16 protein-coding genes are annotated in these 21,663 nt (G+C 34.5%); 9 read left to right on the plus strand and 7 right to left on the minus strand.

Features of this window, described 5'->3' with window-relative positions; all coding sequences use genetic code 11:
• Window positions 1-78: 78 nt before the first annotated feature.
• A complete protein-coding gene (locus ACE94K_RS00750; RefSeq protein WP_378178514.1) occupies window positions 79-3,609 on the minus strand; it encodes a T9SS type A sorting domain-containing protein in 3,531 nt (1,176 codons plus the stop codon).
• Window positions 3,610-4,003: 394 nt separating this feature from the next.
• Window positions 4,004-4,885, minus strand: a complete 882-nt coding sequence (era, locus tag ACE94K_RS00755; protein ID WP_378178517.1) for a GTPase Era — start codon at window positions 4,883-4,885, stop codon at window positions 4,004-4,006.
• Window positions 4,886-5,122: 237 nt separating this feature from the next.
• On the opposite strand from era, the gene ACE94K_RS00760 reads away from it, so the two are divergent.
• From ACE94K_RS00760 to ACE94K_RS00780, 5 genes are all read left to right on the plus strand, one after another.
• Window positions 5,123-7,129, plus strand: coding sequence for an OmpA family protein (locus ACE94K_RS00760; RefSeq protein WP_378178520.1), 2,007 nt, complete (start codon window positions 5,123-5,125; stop codon window positions 7,127-7,129).
• Window positions 7,130-7,411: 282 nt separating this feature from the next.
• Window positions 7,412-7,618 carry a hypothetical protein gene (locus ACE94K_RS00765; RefSeq protein ID WP_378178523.1) on the plus strand — a complete coding sequence of 69 codons (207 nt, stop codon included), beginning with the start codon at window positions 7,412-7,414 and terminating at the stop codon, window positions 7,616-7,618.
• 214 nt (window positions 7,619-7,832) lie between these two features.
• Complete coding sequence (locus ACE94K_RS00770; protein ID WP_378178526.1) at window positions 7,833-8,411, plus strand: toxin-antitoxin system YwqK family antitoxin; 579 nt, start codon at window positions 7,833-7,835, stop codon at window positions 8,409-8,411.
• Window positions 8,412-8,630: 219 nt separating this feature from the next.
• Window positions 8,631-9,053, plus strand: coding sequence for a VOC family protein (locus tag ACE94K_RS00775; RefSeq protein WP_378178529.1), 423 nt, complete (start codon window positions 8,631-8,633; stop codon window positions 9,051-9,053).
• 257 nt (window positions 9,054-9,310) lie between these two features.
• The gene (locus ACE94K_RS00780) at window positions 9,311-9,961 is read left to right on the plus strand and encodes a hypothetical protein (protein ID WP_378178532.1); all 651 of its coding nucleotides are present in this window, start codon (window positions 9,311-9,313) and stop codon (window positions 9,959-9,961) included.
• A gap of 574 nt (window positions 9,962-10,535) precedes the next feature.
• Here the strand turns inward: ACE94K_RS00780 and ACE94K_RS00785 are convergent.
• The 3 genes from ACE94K_RS00785 to ACE94K_RS00795 all read right to left on the minus strand — a co-directional run bounded on the left by ACE94K_RS00785 (window position 10,536) and on the right by ACE94K_RS00795 (window position 13,148).
• Window positions 10,536-11,072, minus strand: a complete 537-nt coding sequence (locus ACE94K_RS00785) for a hypothetical protein (RefSeq protein ID WP_378178535.1) — start codon at window positions 11,070-11,072, stop codon at window positions 10,536-10,538.
• Window positions 11,073-11,180: 108 nt separating this feature from the next.
• Complete coding sequence (locus ACE94K_RS00790) at window positions 11,181-12,533, minus strand: alanine/glycine:cation symporter family protein (protein WP_378178538.1); 1,353 nt, start codon at window positions 12,531-12,533, stop codon at window positions 11,181-11,183.
• A 141-nt stretch (window positions 12,534-12,674) separates the two neighbouring features.
• Window positions 12,675-13,148: an RNA methyltransferase gene (locus ACE94K_RS00795; protein WP_378178541.1), complete on the minus strand. Its 474-nt coding sequence runs from the start codon at window positions 13,146-13,148 to the stop codon at window positions 12,675-12,677.
• A 167-nt stretch (window positions 13,149-13,315) separates the two neighbouring features.
• Here ACE94K_RS00795 and ACE94K_RS00800 point away from each other — a divergent pair, with 167 nt between their 5' ends.
• From ACE94K_RS00800 to corA, 4 genes are all read left to right on the plus strand, one after another.
• The gene (locus ACE94K_RS00800; RefSeq protein WP_378178544.1) at window positions 13,316-13,888 is read left to right on the plus strand and encodes a hypothetical protein; all 573 of its coding nucleotides are present in this window, start codon (window positions 13,316-13,318) and stop codon (window positions 13,886-13,888) included.
• A 283-nt stretch (window positions 13,889-14,171) separates the two neighbouring features.
• Entirely contained in the window at window positions 14,172-17,213 is a 3,042-nt protein-coding gene (locus tag ACE94K_RS00805) for a two-component regulator propeller domain-containing protein (RefSeq protein ID WP_378178547.1), read from the plus strand.
• An 8-nt stretch (window positions 17,214-17,221) separates the two neighbouring features.
• Window positions 17,222-17,971 (plus strand): LytTR family DNA-binding domain-containing protein, encoded by a 750-nt coding sequence (locus ACE94K_RS00810; protein ID WP_299260180.1) that lies wholly within the window; start codon window positions 17,222-17,224, stop codon window positions 17,969-17,971.
• Between the two features lie 126 nt (window positions 17,972-18,097).
• Window positions 18,098-19,165 (plus strand): magnesium/cobalt transporter CorA, encoded by a 1,068-nt coding sequence (gene corA / locus ACE94K_RS00815; protein ID WP_378178551.1) that lies wholly within the window; start codon window positions 18,098-18,100, stop codon window positions 19,163-19,165.
• Window positions 19,166-19,283: 118 nt separating this feature from the next.
• On the opposite strand, the gene ACE94K_RS00820 is transcribed toward corA, so the two are convergent.
• Together ACE94K_RS00820 and ACE94K_RS00825 are read right to left on the minus strand one after the other, a co-directional pair.
• A complete protein-coding gene (locus ACE94K_RS00820; protein ID WP_378178554.1) occupies window positions 19,284-19,685 on the minus strand; it encodes a hypothetical protein in 402 nt (133 codons plus the stop codon).
• A gap of 384 nt (window positions 19,686-20,069) precedes the next feature.
• Complete coding sequence (locus tag ACE94K_RS00825; RefSeq protein WP_378178557.1) at window positions 20,070-21,596, minus strand: bifunctional GNAT family N-acetyltransferase/carbon-nitrogen hydrolase family protein; 1,527 nt, start codon at window positions 21,594-21,596, stop codon at window positions 20,070-20,072.
• Between the last annotated feature and the right edge of the window lie 67 nt (window positions 21,597-21,663).

The raw sequence follows: 21,663 nt of genomic DNA on the forward strand, positions 1-21,663 counted from the left end.
TAGTTTATGCGTGTAATTCGGATAAAAAAACGGTCTAAAAAATAGACCGTTTCATCAAACTTTTGTTCTAAATAATATTTAATCAATAATAAACTTCTTGTATTCTGTACCTTCCTCTTTATCTATTTTTACCAGATACATTCCTGATTTCATAGAACCTAACATATCAAGTGTTAAGGAGGCCTTACCATTTGTGACGTTGTTATAAGATACCGGAATCATGGTGGCTCCTGACATGCTATAAACGGAAACCGCTATATTTTGCTCCTTTTTGGACATCACATCGATAGTTAGTTTATCTCCCGATTTTAGTACTGTTGGATATACTTTTGAACCAATAATACTGTCATCACAATTATCAACAAATACAGTAACCTCGTCGGTTTCACTGCAGTCTCCTATAGATACGATTACAGAATAATCTGTCGTCACGGTTGGAGAAACCACAATTGTATTTGTCGTTTCGCCTGTTGACCATAGATATGTATCTCCTCCCGTCGCTCTCAATGTAGCCTCTTCTCCAAATCCTTCGCACAAGAATCTGTCTCTTCCTGCACTGGCTTCTACTATTGTCACTTCTACGATTACTTCATCCATCGCTTCACAGCTTCCATTGGTTACCATCACAGAATAGGTGGTGGTATCCCCGGGAGAAACCGTGATACTTTCTGTAGTTTCTCCTGTAGACCATAAGATATCTCCTTCTCCTACTACTGTAAGAACAGTTTCCTCTCCAAAACAAATCTCCTGATCTTCTCCTGCATCAGCAGTAACAGCACATCCTTCTACAAATACAGTCACCTCATCACTATCTTCGCATCCATTAGAAGTAACGGTAACACTATACGCAGTAGTTTCTGTTGGAGAAACATTTATTGTTGCACTTGTTTCCCCTGTAGACCACAGATAAGTATCACCTCCTGAAGCTGTTAGAGTAGCGGTTTCTCCTGTTGCAATTGTTTGGTCTTCTCCAGCATCTGCTGTTGTAGAATTAACAATTACTGTTATTTCATCTTCGCCAACACAATTAGAGCAGTTGGTAACAGTAACTGTATATGTTGTATCTTCTTCTGGAGACACGGCGATACTTGGAGTAGTTTCTCCTGTGGACCACAAATAAGTAGCCTCCCCTTGACCTGGAGTGATGCAATCACCAAAATTGATATTGATATCACCATAAGCAAAATACCCATCTATTACATCGATCCATCCTGAAGCTCCGTTTTTACCTTCTTCAGTTTCAAAAACATTTGCTCCATTCCCTACCTGAAAAGCTTCTCCTCTTCTGGTAATTGTAATTATCTCTGAACCATCAGTTTTAGTAATTGTTCCTGTCATCTCAGGATAATAAATCCATCCGTTTGCATCTTCATCATTACACTCATGTTCTTTAGGACTATTTGTTGGAGCAACGGTCGTTCTGCCTGAATATGTAACGTTTAACTCATAAGTATCTTGAGTTACTGTATAATCCAAAACAGTACCAGTTAACGTCGCTGTGCCATCCTGATTTTCTTTCCAAACCAAATCAACATTTGAATACCATCTTTTATCCGATCTATCTGCATTAGTCATCCAGATCACAAAATCGTGATTCCCTGCACAATAATCTGTGCCGGCAACTACGTATTCTATACATTCTGAACAATTTTCAATACCGCTTACCTGCGCAGTAAGTGTTACTTCATCTCCTAAACAAATCTCCTGATCCTCTCCAGCATCTACTATTACAGGATCATTAACAACCACGGTTACAGCATCAGACGCTTCACAATTACCGCTTGTTGCGATTACAGTATACGTAGTAGTTTCTGTTGGCGAAACTATAATTGTTTCTGTCGTTTCTCCCGTAGACCACATAAATGCACCTTCACCGGTAGCTGCAAGGGTTACAGTATCACCTAAACAAATGTTTTGATCATCACCGGCATCTACGGCTGCTGACTTAACAAATACCTTCACCTCATCGGTGGAAGAACATCCGTTACAGTTAGTGACAGTTACGGAATATACCGTATCCTCTTCTGGGGATACAGTGATACTTTCTGTAGTCTCTCCTGTAGACCACAAGATAGAAGTGTTTCTTGTTTCTGAAGTAATACAATCTCCGAAATTGAAATTAAAATCACCAACCGCATATTCGTTATCCGTTGTGTCAAACCATCCACAAGCACCAAATTTTCCTTGTGCGGTTTCAGTTACATTAGCACCATTACCCATTTGGAATGCTGGCCCTCTTCTTGTTACTGTTGTGGACCAGGAGCCATCTTCGCTAGTGATAGTACCGGTAAATTCGGTATAGTATTCCCAAGCTGATGTATCCTCATCATTACAATCATGCGACTTCGGACTATTTTGTGGTGTAGTACTGGTTTTGCCTGTAAAAACTACATCTACTTCATAGTTGGACTGGGTAATTGTATAATCAAATACAGTTCCTTTTAAGGTAGCGGTTCCATCTGCTAATTCGTTCCATTCTAAATCTACATTAGAGAAAAATCTTCCTCCTTGTAACCACAGTACATAGCTTTGATCACCTGAACAATAATCAGTGTTTTGGATACCATACTCTATACAACTTTCGCAACTTTCATTACTACTCGTTACTGCCGTTAAAGTAACTTCGTCACCTAAACATATTTCCTGATCTTCACCGGCATCTACCTGAGGCAACTCACTTATGATCACTTCAACACTATCAGAAGCTTCACAGTTTTCACAATCTGATACTGTTACGGTATACGCTCCTCCTTGATTTACCGTGATGGACGGTGTAGTTTCTCCGGTAGACCATAAATAATTCACCTCTGTAGTTGAGGTTGTCACACAGTCTCCCAAATTAAAATTAAAATCTCCTCGGTTATATTGACCATCGGTGGTATTAAACCATCCACAAGCTCCATATTTACCTCGTTCGGTTTCGGTAACATTTGCCCCGTTTCCTAACTGAAATGCAGGACCTCTTCTTGACAAATCAATTGACCAGGAGCCGTCGGTGCTAGTCACAGTACCTGATAACTCTGTATAATAAATCCAACCTGATTCATCTTCATTATTACATTCATGTCCTTTAGGACTGTTGGCAGGTGCTGTACTCGTCCTTCCAGAATATAGGGCATTCACCTCGTAGGTTGTCTGAGTTAAGGTATGGTCAAAAATTGTTCCTGTTAGAGTAGCTGTGCCATCGGCTAGTTCATTCCACTCTAAATCTATATTAGAAAACCATCGCGGATTATTTCCATCTGTTAACCACATTACATAGTTTTGGTCTCTTCTACAATTATTAGTATTTTCCACACCGTATTCTCCGGTACAATTGATACATTCTGAAGCGCCAGAGATCGTAGCCGTTAGCGTTACTTCTCCTTCTCCGCAAAATTCAGAGTCTTCACCCGCATCTACTGTTAATTGACAACCATTCGCCAATGGAGAATGAATATTTCTTGCAGATTGATTAGGTAGTTCTTTTTTATTTTCTTCGATGATAGCATTAAATCCCGAAGTCATTATAAAAATGATGATCAATGTTAAACCAGACAAAGACGACAAAAGAGGGGTCGTTTTAATCTTTTGGCTTAATGAGTTAAGCTTGTTAGTAAATTTTGACATTGTGTAGTTGTTTTTCGTTTGAATTTAAAAATTCAATCTGGTTAATTTATTTTGGGTATTTATCAAATAAAATTGAAGATAAAATATCACATAGAAGTCTAAGACGCTATGAATACTTGTACTCTTTAGAAAAGTATTTGATTTTTAAAGTTAAGCCGTTACGTAAAAAAGTGTGTGAAGATAAAGTAAAGTTTATATCATATGTGGGGCATTTTTGAATTAGTTAAGGATACTAAATTAGAAGATTCCTTTGAAAAAAGCATAAAAAAACTAGGCAAAAACGTTCAAATGCAGCATTTTACCTTCAAACTACAGTTTTCCCGTAAACAAGACATTTGAAAAACTTACAAAAAATCTTACAAATCAATCTAAGAGAACGACATTATCACAAAAATTATTTATTGTAGCCAAACCTTTTTAGTTGACGCTCATTATTACGCCAATTTTTATTCACTTTTACATACAGTTCTATATGAATCTGTTTGCCAAAGAATTTTTCTAATTCTTTTCTTGCTTCTATACCAACTCTTTTTAGTGCAGCGCCCTTATGACCAATAATAATTCCTTTTTGAGAATCCCTTTCGACCATAATTACAGATCTGATCCTTATTATGTTCTCATCCTCAAAAAATTCCTCGGTTTCCACTTCTACTGCATAAGGAATTTCTTTTTTGTAGTGCATTAAAATTTTTTCACGAATCGCTTCATTTACAAAAAAACGTTCTGGTTTATCTGTTAATTGATCCTTTGGATAAAACGCGGGAGACTCTGGTAATAACTCTACAATTCTTCCAAAAACCTCCTTCACGTTAAAATTTTCTAATGCCGAAATGGGATACAATTCTGCGTTGGGTACTTTTTCTGCCCAAAATTGCATTTGTTCTTCAAGTTGTTCCTGATTAGACTTATCAATCTTATTGAGTAATAAAAAAACCGGAATTTTAGCGTTGGTAATCTTATTAAAAAAGGCTTCATCCTTCAATTCTTTTTCTCCGATCTCTACCATATAAATTAGTATGTCGGCATCCTCAAAAGCTGATTTTACGAAACCCATCATAGACTCCTGTAATTCGTAAGCGGGTTTAATAATCCCAGGAGTGTCCGACAGAATAACCTGAAAATCCTCTCCATTTACAATACCTAGTATTCTGTGTCTGGTAGTTTGTGCTTTAGATGTAATTATGGATAATCGCTCTCCAATGAAAGCATTCATCAAGGTAGACTTTCCAACGTTAGGATTTCCAATGATATTTACGAAACCGGCTTTATGACCCATAGAAAAAATTTTGCTACAAAGTTAGTTGATTATTCTTCAAGTTCAGTGAATCCTATAAAGGATTATTCATCACAAAACATCTAAGTCACTCATTAAACATCGTGATATCAAGAGCGTTCTTTGGGAAAAAACCATCAAGAAAATGACCTTTATGTTAATTTTTCGTAAATTTAATTCCAGTACGTTTTCAAAACCCCACGAAAACAAAGAATTTATCATTATAATACTGGGATCATTTTGGGAAACTATTCTTTACTTTTTTCGTATTCTATAAAGATTAATTACAATACGTCTGTACTTGTAATCGTACTATTATTGTTGTCATATACTGGTTTTACACAAGATAGAGATAAGCAACTTGCCAAAGCGGATCAAAGCTTCGAAGCGCTGGCCTATATAAACGCCCGCGACATTTATCTAGATGTTGCAAAACAAGGATATTCTTCTTATGATTTATTTAGAAAGTTAGCGGACTCTTACTATTTTACAGGTGAATTAGAAGCATCTATACAATGGTATCAGAAATTAATCTCCTCGTTTCCAGAAAAGGTAAAGCCCGAATATCTGTTTAGATATGCTCAAAGTTTAAAAAGTGCTGAACGTTACAGTGAATCTGATGCGATTATGGAAAGGTTTAACACAGTTACCGGAAATGACAAACGTGCGGAATCTTTTATCAATAAGAGAGATTATCTTGATTTTATCGAAAAGCAATCCGGCAAATATGACTTATATACGTTAACCATCAATTCTGAGTATTCGGATTATGCTCCGAGTTTTAACCATAGAGGTGATATTGTATTTGCTTCTTCTCGCAGCAAAAATGCGAAAGTTCATGAATGGAATCAAATGCCTTTTTTAGACTTATTCTCTTCTACCATCAAAGAAGATAACGTATCTACCGAGGAGCCGAAAAAATTAAAAGGTAAGATCAATACCAAGTTTCACGAATCTTCTACAAGCTTTACCAAAGACGGAAACACAGTATATTTTACCCGTAATAATTTTACCAACAACAAACTTGGAAAAAGTAGAAAAGGAGTAGTGCTGCTCAAGCTTTATAAAGCTACTTATAACAATAATCGATGGTCTGATGTGACAGAGTTATCCTTTAATAGTGATAATTATTCAATATCGCATCCCGCCTTGAGCCCAGATGGCAAACAATTGTATTTCGCTAGTGATATGAAGGGTACAAGGGGGAAATCAGACCTATTTGTGGTAGACATCCTACCTGGTGGAAAATACGGAAAACCAAGAAACTTAGGAGACGACATCAATACAGAAGCCCGGGAAACATTTCCGTATATCAGTAATGACGGAAGATTATACTTTGCTAGTGATGGACACGTAGGTTTAGGTGGATTGGATGTATTTGTTGCCGTTACCAAAGAAGATGGTGGCTATGAAGTTTTTAATGTTGGCAAACCCATCAACAGCCCTAAAGATGATTTTTCGTTTGTTATAGATGAAGAGACTAAAACAGGTTATTTTGCCAGTAACAGAAAAGGAGGCAAAGGAAACGATGATATTTACAGCTTTAAACAAACAGAAGCATTAATTACTTCTTGCAGAGAATATCTAGAAGGTATTATAACCGATCATGAAAGTAATGATCCCATATCTGATGTTGAGGTGTCATTGATAGACATGGAAGGAAATATTGTTAACAAAATGAAATCTGATACTGATGGTGGTTACCAGTTTGAAGTAGATTGTGACAAGCAATATCTTATTAGAGCATCTATTGAAGGATTTAATCCAAATGACATCATTTTTAGATCAAAAGCTTCTTACGAAACTACCAATAAAGTTCCTATAGAATTTAAAAGAGAAAAATTACTATCCAGCACTTCAGAACCAGTCAATCTAGGGGATGATATAGTTGATCCTTTACAGTTAGGTAAAATCTTCTTTGATCTTGATAAGGACGAGATCAGACTTGATGCGATAGCAGACCTGCAAAAAGTGATTGCTTTTATGAAACAAAACCCAAACCTAAAAATAGAAGTTCGGTCTCATACAGATAGTAGGTCTAGTTACTGGTACAACAAAAGACTTAGTGTAAAGAGAATGCGAGCTACGGTACGATATATCGTACGTAAAGGTGGGATTAACTGGAGAAGAATACGAGGAAAAGCGTATGGAGAACGAAGACTTATTAATAAATGCGCCAACGGCGTTCCTTGTACAGAAGAAGAGCATCAGGAAAATAGAAGAAGCGAATTTATTGTAAGAAAGTAGCGTTACATATACGGTACAGTGTCTTGCAAAGCATTTTATCAACAGAGGTGATGTGTTTTTGTTTGTGGGAAAATTTAGGCTACTTTTAAATAAAAAGCAAAACATAAACGTTCAATTATAAGGTATAATAAACGGTTATTTTATTGTTTTTAAACGTTTGACTTAGATCAAATTGAGAAGAACGAAATTAAACTGGAGCATTTTGAAATAGAAAATCCTGACCAAAAAATTGCTGAAAGAGCTCTTAAATCATTAAATCAAGAGCAACTCTTACTTTTGGAATTGGAATACTCATTTGAAATCGAATTTAACGAAAAGTTATTCTACACAATTTTGGACATGGAAGATGGAAATTATATTGCAGTAGATAAAAAAGGAAAAGTATATCGTCTAAATCATGACCACAAAGAGCGAGTAAAATTAATTGCCAACAAGCCAGCTGATTTCTTTAAAATATACAACGGACAAAAAAGTGAATTACAAAAATAATGGACGAATAAAAGAGTGCCAAAAAGGTTGTATATTTTTAAAAATCTATAAAATATATTTTTTCCTCATCCAAACTACCTTTTCTGGTGTATATAAAGAAAACAACTTCTAGTATGAACAGAAGTTAATAACAAACCGAAAGGTAAGTTTGTAAAACCCATCACATTTTGTATGGAAGTCCGGAGATTATCATTAAAATTTAAAAAACAACATTATGATTTCAATTACTAATTCTTTGTCTAAAATAGTTCCCCTTTCTTTGATTTTCTGTATAACAGCTATAGGATATGCTCAAAAAACAATATCAATGTCACAAACTGTGACGAAAAGAGAAGTTTCGATGTCTGATGCAACTGGCAAAAGAACTGATGGTATATATAAGTATTATGCTAAAGGGGATGACAAACCCTTTACAGGAATACTATTTGCAAAATATCCCAATGGAAATTATTCATCTTGGCAAGAATATGTTAAGGGAGTTGGTCAAGGAAAATGGATAAACTACTATGAAAACGGAAACTACAAGGAAGTAGGATACTATAATAATAACCTTGTTGAAGGGCCAATAAAAAAGTATTACGAAAACGGAATTATTAAAGCAGAAGGCAACTATAAAGATTGGAGAATTAAGATAGGAACATGGAAGTACTATGACCTAAACGGTAAACTGAAATCTACAATTGATTATGGTATAAAGGGTAGTATTGAAGAAGTACAGAAATACTACGAAAGGGGAGAAATTTCCTATAGCTGGTATTCAGATATACTTTCAAAAAACGGGTTTAAAGAATAGATCTTATTTTCATTATCTTTCAAACTTAAAAATTATATACAGCACATGCTCCCGTATTGCGATAAACGCAACATAAAAGAAATGTATATCTAATCTAAACAAAATTTATATCCAAAAAATGGAGAGATAACATCTCATTTTGGGCCGGATAAATAAAGGAAAATTGAATGCTAATTTACCTGACTAATTATTGCACAACCATTTTTTATAATTTAAGAAATGACAAATAAAAAGTACGACATAGAAATTGATTTTTTGGATCACGTAGCAATTAGAGTTGCTGACCTAGAAGCTTCTGCACAATGGTATGAAAAAGTGTTAGGACTGAAAAGATATCGATTACCTGAATGGGGAATATTTCCAATCTTTTTACTCTCTGGAAAGACAGGAATCGCATTATTTCCCGCTAATTTGACTGCCACTAAATTTGACCCTTCTTCAAATAATGTAAAAATTGACCATTTTGCTTTTAATGTAACACAGGAAAATTTTAAAAAAGCTAAAAAAAAATATGAAGAATTGAATTTGGAATTTATTATCCAAGACCATCATTACTTTGACTCAATATATACCAAAGACCTCGACGGACATACAGTCGAATTAACGACAATTAAAGTGGATGAACGAGAATTTTATAAATAAAACACACACAACAATCTTACTAGAAAATCTAATTAGTGTAAATTTTACAGAAGAAAAATTAACACAACTAGACCAGCATCTTTTAGGCATAAAACAAATCCTAACAGGTAAAACGGTAAATCTAGCAGAAGACCAATCTATCAATCTGACATCTAAAATTACAATTATTTAGATTTAAGAAATAACTAATCACAAACACATTATCTTTACATTGCAGTAAATTATGTAGCTTATCGAAGAAACGGAAATTAATTAATATGAGATTTTTAATTGTCATCATCATTTTAGTTGTTGTTATAACCATTTTCTCTTTCAACAAAAAATTCAACAGAATTAGAAAGCGATATAGCAACGGAATTGATTTCTATTTCACTCTCATAGCAACGATCATTGGTGTGTTGTTAGCCTTTTATTTTTCTGACTTGGCTGAAAAAAGAAAAGACAAGCAATATGTCATCGATATTTTAGAAATATCCAAGAGCAATGTAGATCAAAATATAGATGAAAATAAAAGTCTTATTGATTTATACAGAAAAGTAAAATTAGACTCGCTAAATGTTGCTATTAATGCTTTAAATTATCCAACCTTTACCGAAGAAATTATTTTCGCTGATTCAAAAATAAGCCAGTATATTTCTAAGAACACCTACAAATCACTCTTATCTCGATTTGAATCTTCAAAAAAAATGAAAAATTTGTTTCATACCTACTCTTTTAAGCAAAGTAGTTTAGTAGCAGAACAGTATAATTTAACATTGATCAGAATTTCTCAAAATATTGAATTAGAAATTGAACTACAAAAAGGTACTTTGAATGAAACTGAGCTGAAAGAAAAGAACGATTCTTTAGATAAAATCTTTTTAAAGAAAACCAGTCTAATTAATCAAAAACCGATGATACGAAAATAATGTACTTACTACAACGATGGTAACCATTCCTCCTACGGCGCATACATGCATAAACCAATAATTTTTCAAAAAAATCCAAAAACCAACAGTAACAATTCTAATGCCACCGACACTATGTTATAGTGCCTCTTTATAGATAAAATCAAAGAGCACTTTTTAAAATTATATAGTAATCAAAAAATAGTATAACTATGCCATTGCCCCCTCAGTCTGCTTCTGGTGGACAGCTCCCCCACCTTTGTTGAGGGAGCAACCGGAAGGCATTTTTATAGCAAATTAAATTTTAAAACCCCTTGCTGTAGTCTCTCTAACCATTTCAGAAATCATTCGAAGCGTTACTGAACTCTTTCGAAGGATTAAAAAGGTATTTCGAACCACTTTTTTAAGGGCTCAGAGGGGGTATAGGATGGGGTGAGGTGGGTTATTGAAAAGTAATAAATGTATTTTACAAGATTCTCAAAAACCGACCTACTGAAATTTGTTGGCGAAAGTGATCATTTTTTGTCGCGGTGCAATTGTTACGTACTTCTTTGAATATCTGGCTTTTCTAATGTAATCTTGCTACAAAAACGCTCTACAACCCTAATATATTAGCATCTACCCTAAACGTACAATCTACTTTGATATCGTGATTCTCGTTGATGGTTTCATCTGTGGTAGTTGATGCTCTTAGTGAAAAAGAATCTTGTTTCAAGTACTCTTTAAGTTCCACTCCTGTGGTTTCTAACTCTATCACTCTAAGATCTTGATTTTCCAAGTTTTCAGCAAAAGCAATTTCTTGTTCGTCTAAACCTTCGGCATCAATAAACAAACGTACCTCTTGTAAAAAATTAAAATCTCCATCAGCAGGATTCTCAAGAATCAATCGTAACCTTTTCAGCTGAATGCTCTCTATTAAAGAGCTACTGGTATTATTATTTTCAAACTCAGACTCAGAATTTGTAGGTACCGGTGGTGTTTCTATACTGATAGGCACATCAATAATAGTAGTAGAGGCAACTGTAAATTCTGATTCGTAATCAAGTTCAAAAACTGTTAATCTATTTAACTCTTCGCAAGAAGTAGTCGTTGCCAAAACCAATAATGTAAGGATGCAAAAAAATCTATTCATTTTATGTTATTTTGAGGTTATGCCAAATATATACGAAAAAATCGAATTGATGGTTTTCAACTTTTCGAATTTATTTTTCTTTCCCTATGTCGACCTTAAAAATATATACTATTTCCTGGTAGTCTTAACGGTATTAAAATACATCTTAGCTCTTTTGTTAACCTTAGGTGCTAATAATAAAGCAGAAAACACTGTAGGTATTGCCATCAAAGCAAATGCACTATCAATTAAATTAATAGCCACATCAATCTTTACCACGGCAGCTACCACGATGGAGACAATATAAATATAGTTGTAATACATACCATATTTTGGTTTGGTTAAAAAACCCAAACAAGTTACTCCATAATAAGAGTAAGAAAACAAGGTAGAAAAAGCAAATACAAGCACCATAATTATGACCACACCATCTCCTATTCTATAGGGTAAAACAGAATTAAATGCGGCTAAAGTCAAAGAGATTCCGTTATCGTCAGAGTGTTGCCAAACTCCCGTAGACAAAATTGCCAATGCTGTTAATGTACAGACCAGCAAGGTATCAATTGCAGGGCCGATCATTGCTACTAATCCTTCTCGAATCGGTTCGTGCGTCTTAGCGGTTCCGTGCATCATCGAAGCAGTACCAATTCCTGCCTCGTTAGAAAAAGCTGCTCGTTTTACACCAGTTTTAATTAAATACCCTAAAGCACCACCTGCAGCAGCTTCTCCGGTAAAAGCATCAGAAAAAATCAATACAAACATCTCTGATACTTGATCGATCTGTAAAATTAGAATAGTAAATACCGTAATAAAATACAATACTACCATAAACGGTACTAATCGGCTTGCTACGATTCCGATTCTTTTAATACCACCCAGAATTACAAAAGATGCAATCCCAGCCAAAACTATACCTATATAGAGCTTATCACTTTCTTTCCAATCTAATACATCTACTAACGTTTGTGTAAGCTGGTTTGCTGTAAAAGCTGGTAAAGTGCCAACTAAACCAGCGAGCGCAAAGAATACTGCCAATGGCCTCCAGCGTTTTCCTAATCCTTCTGTAATAACATACATAGGTCCGCTCAGTGTGGTTCCTTCTTTACTTTCGGATCGATACATTACGGCGAGTGTACACGTATAAAACTTGGTAGCCATACCGATTAATGCGCTGATCCACATCCAGAAAATAGCCCCGGGACCACCCATTACTAAAGCTATGGCAACCCCACTTATATTACCCATTCCCACAGTAGCAGCAATGGCAGATGACAATGCCTGAAAATGACTTAATTGTCCTGGAGCATTTTCGTGGTCATATTTACCTCTGAGAATATCAATAGCGTGTCGAAAATATAAAAAAGGAGTAAATCGAGAAAAGATAAGAAAAAACAACCCTCCACCAACTAAAAGAATCAACAAAGGCCAATCCCATATCCAAGAACTAAATGCAGCGATTGCATTTTCTAGAGCTTTTACCATATCAACATATTGGATAGTATAAATGTAGTTAAAAAAGAATTCTAAACTCAAAAGTCTACTTCTGATTGCGTGAGGCCTACCTTCTGCAGGCAGGGATAGGAGCAAGCTACCGTGCAGTGCTGATAGCCCACGCCCATAAAACTATTCTGCAACTCTAATGAACCTAGGTTTATTAATTCCTCTGTCATACATCACGATACTTCCTGCAACAGCCACATTAATACTTAATTCTGATTTGAACTTGACTAAAAAATGTGACTTTTCTATGGCTTTATTAGATAGACCATGATCTTCTGCACCTAATAAATATACACATCTTTTTGGGTGGTTAAAGGTTTCTAGCGGAACAGCATCTTTGGTCAACTCTACACCAACAAGCATAGCACCTTTAGGAAGATGATGATAAAAATCTTCAAAAGTTTTATAATGAAAATAAGGCATTGATTTTACTGCATTATGTGTGTCACACGCTTGTTTAGCATACCGGTTACCAATGGTAAATATATAGCTGGCTCCCATATTCTGAGCAGTTCTCCATAAGACTCCGAGGTTCTCGGGTGTTTTTCCGTTCTGAATTCCAATACCAAAGAACTCATTTTCAAAATTATCAACCATATCACAAAAATATGAAGTGTATGCACTAATCACAATAATAACCGTGTTGAAAAACCAAGATGGATTACGAATTCTAAATTGATGGCAACGAATTCTAAAACCTAACTTTACTTACAGCATTAAGCGCATAAATTCGTACAAAATAATCAACCTCAAAATATACTGTTATGAAAAAGATCATTGTTCTTTTCATCCTAATCATAGGGTTTCAGTTTATGAAAGCGCAAAGTTTTCAGAACACTGAAAAGTACGTAGCAGTGACTGAAATTAAAGAGAATGGTTCAGAACAACCGACTTGCATTGTTAATCTGAATCGTTTGGGGGGAATTTCGGAAAACTTAGCTACGTTCAGGATTAACGACACTGAGCTTTTTGAGGACATCTTTATCACCACCTTAGAGAACCCTGGTCTGGAAGGGATCTCTGAGGTGATTAAGATGGAAGTTGAATATCTTGCGTGTTGTGCTCAGGTAGAAGCTTACTACTTTTTGGTAACCGAAGATAGTAACACCATTATTCCGCTTCCACAATTAACAAACGTATATTGTGAAAATGCAGACACGGATACCCAATACACATTTCCTAACCAAGAGTATGGTATTAAAGGAAATATCTTGGAAACCGAAACGCTATATAAAGAAACATCAGAAATTATTAAATACGTAAATCTAAAACAAAGCTTAACCTGGAACGATAACAAGGTAAGTACTATAAGAAATACGGCAATCACTAGCAATTAACATGATAAGTAAAGAACGACATAACATCTATTATTCTATAATTTTATTATACTGTTTGTTTTTGTTTGGTTTCATTACCGTACTAAGCTTTAAGATTTTCTATTAACAGTTTAAAAACCAATGTATACAGCAGGCGCGTCCAATTATTTCCAATTATTGTTTTTCCCAAAAAAACTGCCTGCTTGTATACGGTTTTAAAAACCACATTTTTTATCTCAATATTTTATGGGTTTACAAAACAAAAAAATCAGTTTGATTATATTTGTTATCAAACCATAGTTTTATGAGCCCCAATCGTTTTTCCTATGTATTACTTATAACCTTACTAGGGATAAGTTCATTTCACACATTATTTGCCCAAAATAACGGGCTTAGAGCATACACCCTAGAAGACGGACTTCCGCAATCACAAGTAAATGATATCATACAAGATGATATTGGCTATTTATGGTTGGGAACACGTGGTGGAGGACTAAGCAGATTTAACGGAGAAGAATTTAAGACCTGGAACGAAGACGACGGTCTATTATCTAATTATATCCACGCACTGCATTTTGCAAATGATAGTTTATTCATCGGGACTAGAAGAGGGCTTTCTATCAAAACAAAAAAGCAGTTTGTTAATTTTGAAGGATTACAGATCAATAAAATATTTAGAATTCATAACAAAACGTATCTGGCGACCAATATTGGAATCCACCTCTACCAACCTTCTGCAGGGTTAAAAAAAATACAATTAGATCCAAAAATCAACACAAGCATTGTAAACGACATTGTATTTGACGGAAAATTATTTTGGATTGCTACTAATAAAGGACTCTGGAAACTCAATAAAATTGAAAAGGATGCAAGCATTATGGTAAGGCATAGTGCGTATGATTTTACTGCCGCTTTATATCATAAAACAAAGGTATTTGCTGCCGCTACCAACCAGGGAATCTTAGTTTTAAATACAAATGCCAAAAGTTATGGTAATAAGTGGATACCAGAACCATTGAATGTTAACGACATTTCTATACTCAATTCTGAATTATGGTTTTCTACCAATAATGCCGGGATAACCATCTTGGATGGCAATAATTACCGGCTTAAGAAAAAAATAAACCGTAAAAACGGACTTGCAGTTTCTAATATTAGCAAAAGTATTACTGATCGTCAATCTAACATCTGGATTGCTACCTCTGGGGGAGGATTCTATAAGTATTCTCAAAACAATTTTACGCATTATAATCAGGATACCGGATTAAAAGGCAACAGAGTATATGCCGTATATAGCATTAATAATGAGATATGGGCATCTAACTCTGAGGAAGGACTTATAAAAATTGACAGTGCAGGCATCCATCAAATTAAACAAGACAAACGATTAGCCGATATCAAAATAAAAACAATTACCAGTGACAGTAAAGGTAATATATGGGCTGGAACTGAAGGGAAAGGTATTTTATTTAAAGAGATTACATTTAGAGACAGTATCATCGTTACTAAGAAAAAGTCTAAAAAACCGATAAAAGATACAGTCACCAAAAAAATCATTAAGAACTATATCATCAACAAAAAACGAGGATTATCTGCAAATTGGATTCGATCTATACATATTTCTAATGATACCGTTTGGGCAGCCACCTATTCTTCTGGAATTACCAGGTTTAAATACGATTATAAAAAACATAAAGTAAGATCCATACGTAAATTTGCCAAAAAAAGTGGGATAAAAGACCTGGAGATTAAACATATGGCCGCTGATGGAAAGGGCAAAATATGGTACGCTACAGAGAATGGAGATCTTGGATTTATCGTGAAAAACAAAGTTACACATCACCGCAATGTGCTTGATCAAAAAATCGCGATAAATTCTTTTGTTTTTAAAGACAACAAAATATACGTGGGTACCGCAGGACAAGGTATTTGGTGGAGTAGTCTGGATGGAGAACTTTCTTTCAAAAAATTAAATGGTGAGAAGAATTTGTACTCCAACAATATTTATCAAATGATTTTTGATAATGAGGAAAATCTATGGGTCGGGACCGAAAGAGGCGTGGATCGCGTAGAAATTAATCTTCTTAATCAAATAAAAGATGTGCTGCATTTTGGAAGAAACGATGGTTTCTTAGGTATCGAAACCTGTCTGAATGCTATTACCAAAGACACTCAAGGAAATCTATGGTTTGGTGCCATCTACGGGCTAACAAAATATGAACCTGGAGAAATTGGTAAAGACACGGTAAAACCCGAGATACACTTTGAAAATATTGAAATAGCTTATCAAACACTTGATTCTATTAACCCTGACATCTGGGCAAAAAATAGCAATGTATTACAATTAACTCCGGAACAAACCGAGTTATCATTTAGCTATAAAACAGTTGATTTGGATCATCCAAGTGATATAGAGTATCGATATAAGTTGAATAATACTGCCTGGAGTCCGTGGTCTTCAGAAATGAAGCAAAACCTGGCCGGATTAGCCTATGGTGCACATTCGTTTTCTGCGCAATCCAGAAATTATCGATGGGAAGAAAGTGATCCCATTACTTTTAAAATATTTATCGATAGTCCTATTTATAATAAAATATGGTTTCAGCTCACTATGCTCGGAATTTTACTGTTGATACTCACCATCATCACGTTTTTATATATAAGAAAGGTCAAACTGAAAAATGCTGAAGAACGTGAAAAATTACAAATGCAAAATCATCTCCTTTCTTTAGAGCAAAAAGCGCTGAGATTACAAATGAACCCACATTTTATTTTCAATGTTCTCAACGGTATTAAAGCAATGGGTACCAGCAACCCAACTAAAATGAATAGCACAATCAATACGTTTGCTACGCTCCTAAGAGAAACGCTTTATAATTCCAGAAAAGACCACATTACGCTGGATCAGGAAATGAAAACTTTAAAACACTATATTGAAGTCGAAAAACTAATGGCCAACAAATCTTTTGACTATACCATTTCTATTGACTCAGAATTTGATCCTGAAGAGGTGTTGATACCTCCAATGCTCATCCAACCCTTTGTCGAAAATGCAATAAGACACGGTATTTTGAAAGGAAATAGAGATGGAAAACTAAAAGTATTTTTTGATACTGATGAAGAATTCTTACATTGTAAAATATTAGATAACGGATTGGGTATTTTTCAATCCCAAAAAGCTAAAACCAAAACTGATCATCAATCCATGGCATTGACGGTAACCAGAGAACGATTAGAATCAATCTCTGGAAAAGATGCGCTGCAAATAAAGGAAATTCTAGAAGAAGATGCCACTGTAGCAGGCACCGAAATATCGTTTAAAATACCATTATTAACCGACTATTAATAACCACTATGCTCACAGCAATTATTGTAGAAGATATGCCAGACGCTCTTCAACTTTTAAAAAGTGATCTGGAAACAAACCACCCTGAAATAAAAATTATTGATACAGCCCGAAGCGTTGTAGAAGCTGCAAAAGCTCTTCGAACAAATGAGCCCGATATCCTTTTTCTTGATATTATGCTTGGAGACGGTACCGGTTTTGATGTATTAGAAATATTTCCGGAACTAAAATCCAAAATTATATTTGTAACAGCTAGCGATGAATATGCCATTAGGGCTTTCAAATTTGCAGCTATAGATTATGTACTAAAACCATATTCTAATGAAGAATTAGCACAAGCGGTGAGCAAGGCAAAACAACAAATTCAACCCAACAAAGAACGCTTAGACATCCTAAAAGAGACATTATCAGCTCCAGAACAAAAACCTGATAAAATATCCTTACACACTTTGGATAAGATTATCATTGTTAGTTTGGATGACATTGTTCGTTGCGAATCAGATAGTAACAACACCATATTTTATCTACAAGATGGACAAAAGGTTTTTGTAACCAAAACATTGAAATATTTTGCAGATATGCTTAAGAATTATCAATTTTTAAGAGTTCATCAGAGTCACTTAATTAATTTGCAATGTATTAGTGCTTTTATCAAAGCCGATGGTGGGTATTTGATGCTAAAAAATGGTGAGAATGTTCCTGTTTCTGTTCGTAAAAAAGTAGAAGTAATGGAGATTTTGGATAGTATGCATCGATAATAAAAAGTGTTCATCATCTTTTCTATAAAGCCAAAAAAAACAGACAATAAAGAAAACCTGAACTCTATGATTATTTTGTAAAGACATTTAAATTATACTACATTGTAATCATACAAAGTACAGAGCATGGCAAATAATACAGTATCACCTGCAAACAAACAATCAGGTTTAGTTCCAGGAACGGTAGTCTACACCGGAAATAAATCATCTGGTGATTTATTTATAGAAGTTTTCGATTATGACGAAGATTCTTTTGAAGAAAAAGAATTGAATCAAATAGAAGAAGCGTTTACTTATGTAGATACCGAACCTGTAACCTGGATCAATGTCAATGGGATTAATCATACAGAAGCTATTGAAAAAATAGGTGATCATTACAAACTACACCCTTTAATTCTAGAAGATATTGCCAATACCCAACAACGTCCTAAAATTGACGAATACGACGGGTATCTTTTTGTAGTCCTGAAAATGCTGTATTTTAATCAGGACGAAGATTTAGAAATTGAACATATCAGTTTTGTTTTGGGACCCAATTATGTAATCACTTTTCAGGAGGCAGATGGTGATGTTTTTGATGCCATAAGAAACCGTATCAGAACCGGCAAAGGAAGAGTGCGATCGATGGGATCTGATTATCTCTTATACGCTCTGATGGATGCAGTAGTAGATAATTATTTTAACCTGATCGAAGCGATGGGTGAAAAAATTGAAGAATTAGAGGATGATTTATTCGAAGAAAAACCTAATGATGATATTACCTATGACATCCAAAGTCAGAAAAGAGAAATTCTAAAGATCAGAAGAGCCGTATTTCCATTACGAGAAGTGGTAAACAGGATCGAAAAAAGTGATCATCCCTTAATCACCGATAAAACCCAGTTTTATTTAAGAGATTTATACGATCATATTATTCAGGTTTCAGAAAGTATCGATATTTATCGAGAGATGATCTGGGGATTAATGGATATGTATATGACGACGATTAGTAATAAAATGAACGAAGTGATGAAAGTTCTTACGATTATAACATCAATCTTCATTCCGTTGTCATTTTTGGCAGGAATCTATGGAATGAATTTTGAATACATCCCTGAATTAAAATACAAATATGGATACTTTGTGCTTTGGGGATTGATGATTGTCATTTTCTTTGGTTTGTTGTATTATTTTAAAAGAAAAAAATGGTTGTAAGAAGCATACAGCTTTACGACTTCATTATAAATAGAAAATGCCTGCGATATGCAGGCATTTTCATTAGTTGAGTTTGTGTAATACGCATTAAACAAATGATCTACTACTTCTTCACGATTTAGTTTAAAAGCTTTAATCCTGTTACTCTTCTTTTTATAAATTCTTGTTTATCTCCATCTTCATCTACTTCATTTTCGTATTTAAAAGAAAAGGTAACCTCAAAATTTTTACCAATATATTTTTTATCTTTTAGGTTATACATTTTTAAAACTTCGGGAGTAATATCTTGAAAAAATATCGAATCATCTTCATTCTCTTCATTTTTATAATTAAAACTATAAGAGTCTCTTTCAAATCCATCAAAAGTAGCTTGGATAGTTTCTGTTCCCTCTGCTGCTATCTCTGCTACAGCTTCAACAATCACTTCTTCAACCTCTTCCTCTTCTTCCTCTTCCTGAGAAAAAACAGCAAAACTTGTAGATAGTATCATCAATACAAAGAAAAATTTTAATTCTTTCATGTTATTTATAATTAAGTTGATAATCGTTTTTACCATCACGAATATTTCCTTTCTGTCTAATCTCTAAATAAAAGATAATATCTTCAAAAAATAATATACGCTTTTGTGTATTCTATTGATTTAGACACAAATCTGTATGATAAGTCACCTACTTATTCTAAAACATATTAATCCCTCGTACATTTTGAATGAAATGTAAAAAGGAAAGCGTCAATTTGAGTGATTTTTGGTAACGAAATGAAGAAAAATTGTACTTAAGCAAGCTATTAAACAAGGTGGTAAAACTTATTAGTTCTACCACCATTTTTTTAAATGTATTATCATCCTTTTACTGTCCAATAGTATCAACACTATATCCTCTAAAAAAGTGTTGTAGCTTATGCTTTACTTTTTAGTGAGTTGAAAGATATCTTTTCTACGGTCTTTTAAATTACGAACAGCGCCAAACTGGTTTAATTCTCTTAAAAGATCAATATCAACATCAGCAATCAATATCATTTCTGTATTTGGCGTTGCTTCTGCTTTAATTCCATTACTCGGAAAAGAAAAATCGCAAGGCGTAAACACCATAGACTGGGCAAATTGAATATCCATATTATGTACATTAGGAAGGTTGCCCACGCTACCTGCAATAGCTACATAACATTCATTTTCGATAGCTCTGGCTTGCGAACAATTACGAACTCTGGAATATCCGTTTTGTGTGTCGGTTAGAAACGGAATGAATAGGATATCCATACCTTCATCCGCCAACAAACGACTTAATTCTGGAAATTCTGAGTCATAACAAATTAAAATACCTATTTTCCCACAGTCGGTATCAAACGCTTTTAACTCGTTTCCTCCTTGCATTCCCCAAACCTTGGCCTCATCTGGTGTAACGTGCAATTTTTCATACCTTTCTATGGTTCCATCTCTTTTACAAAGATATCCTGCATTGTACAGCTTACCTTCTTTTATCTCTGGCATACTACCGGAAATGATATTGATATTGTATGAAATTGAAAACTCTGAGAACTTTTGCACTATCGCTTCTGTATGTTTTGCCAATTCACGAATGGCCTCGGATTCTGACATATGATTATTCTCTGCCATCAATGGTGCATTGAAAAATTCGGGAAATAATGCAAAATCTGATCGATATCCAGCAACCGCATCGATAAAGTATTCTGCTTGTTGCAAAAGTTCATCTAAATCTTTGTAAGGCCTCATTTGCCATTGAATCAAACCTAATCGAATTACCTTCTTCTTGGTAGCAGCTTTTTTAGACGGTTTTTGATAATAAATATTATCCCATTCCATTAAGACTGCAAATTCATTCGAATCCTCATCACCTTCCAGATATCCTTTTAAGATCTTTGCTGGGTGAAAGTCATTTGAAATTTGAAAATTCAAAACAGGATCATTGATTTCTTTACGCTTTACTTTGTTGATATATTCCTTAGGAGTAATGGTATTCGAATACTTATGGTACCCCGGTATCCTACCGCCGAATGCGATACTGCGTAAGTTTAGTTTTTCGCAAAGCTCTTTTCTGTAGTCGTATAATCTTCTTCCTAACCTTAAACCTCGAAACTCAGGTTTTATAAATACATCAATTCCGTAAAGCACATCTCCATCATTGGTGTGTGTGTCAAATGTATAATTACCTGTAATATCTTTGTAGGTGTGACTATTATCAAATTGATCATAATCTAAAATAAGCGAAAGCGCACAACCCGCAATTTGCCCATTTACCTTAATTACAATTTGACCTTCGGGGAATTTATTGATTAAAGATTTAATCTGATACTCTTTCCAATAAGCATCCGGCATTCTAATGTAAGCCTGTATCATAGCTTCTTTAAGCTCCTGATAATCATCTAGATTCAGGAATTTAAGCTCTATATTTTCTATATCTTGTATATTCACTTGATTTTGTTTTGTGACTTCCTTTTTTAAGTGTTCAAAAAAATTGTCAAAGATAAAATAACACTAA

It is taken from the genome of Aquimarina besae (assembly GCF_042434905.1).
In the GTDB taxonomy this organism is placed as follows: domain Bacteria; phylum Bacteroidota; class Bacteroidia; order Flavobacteriales; family Flavobacteriaceae; genus Aquimarina.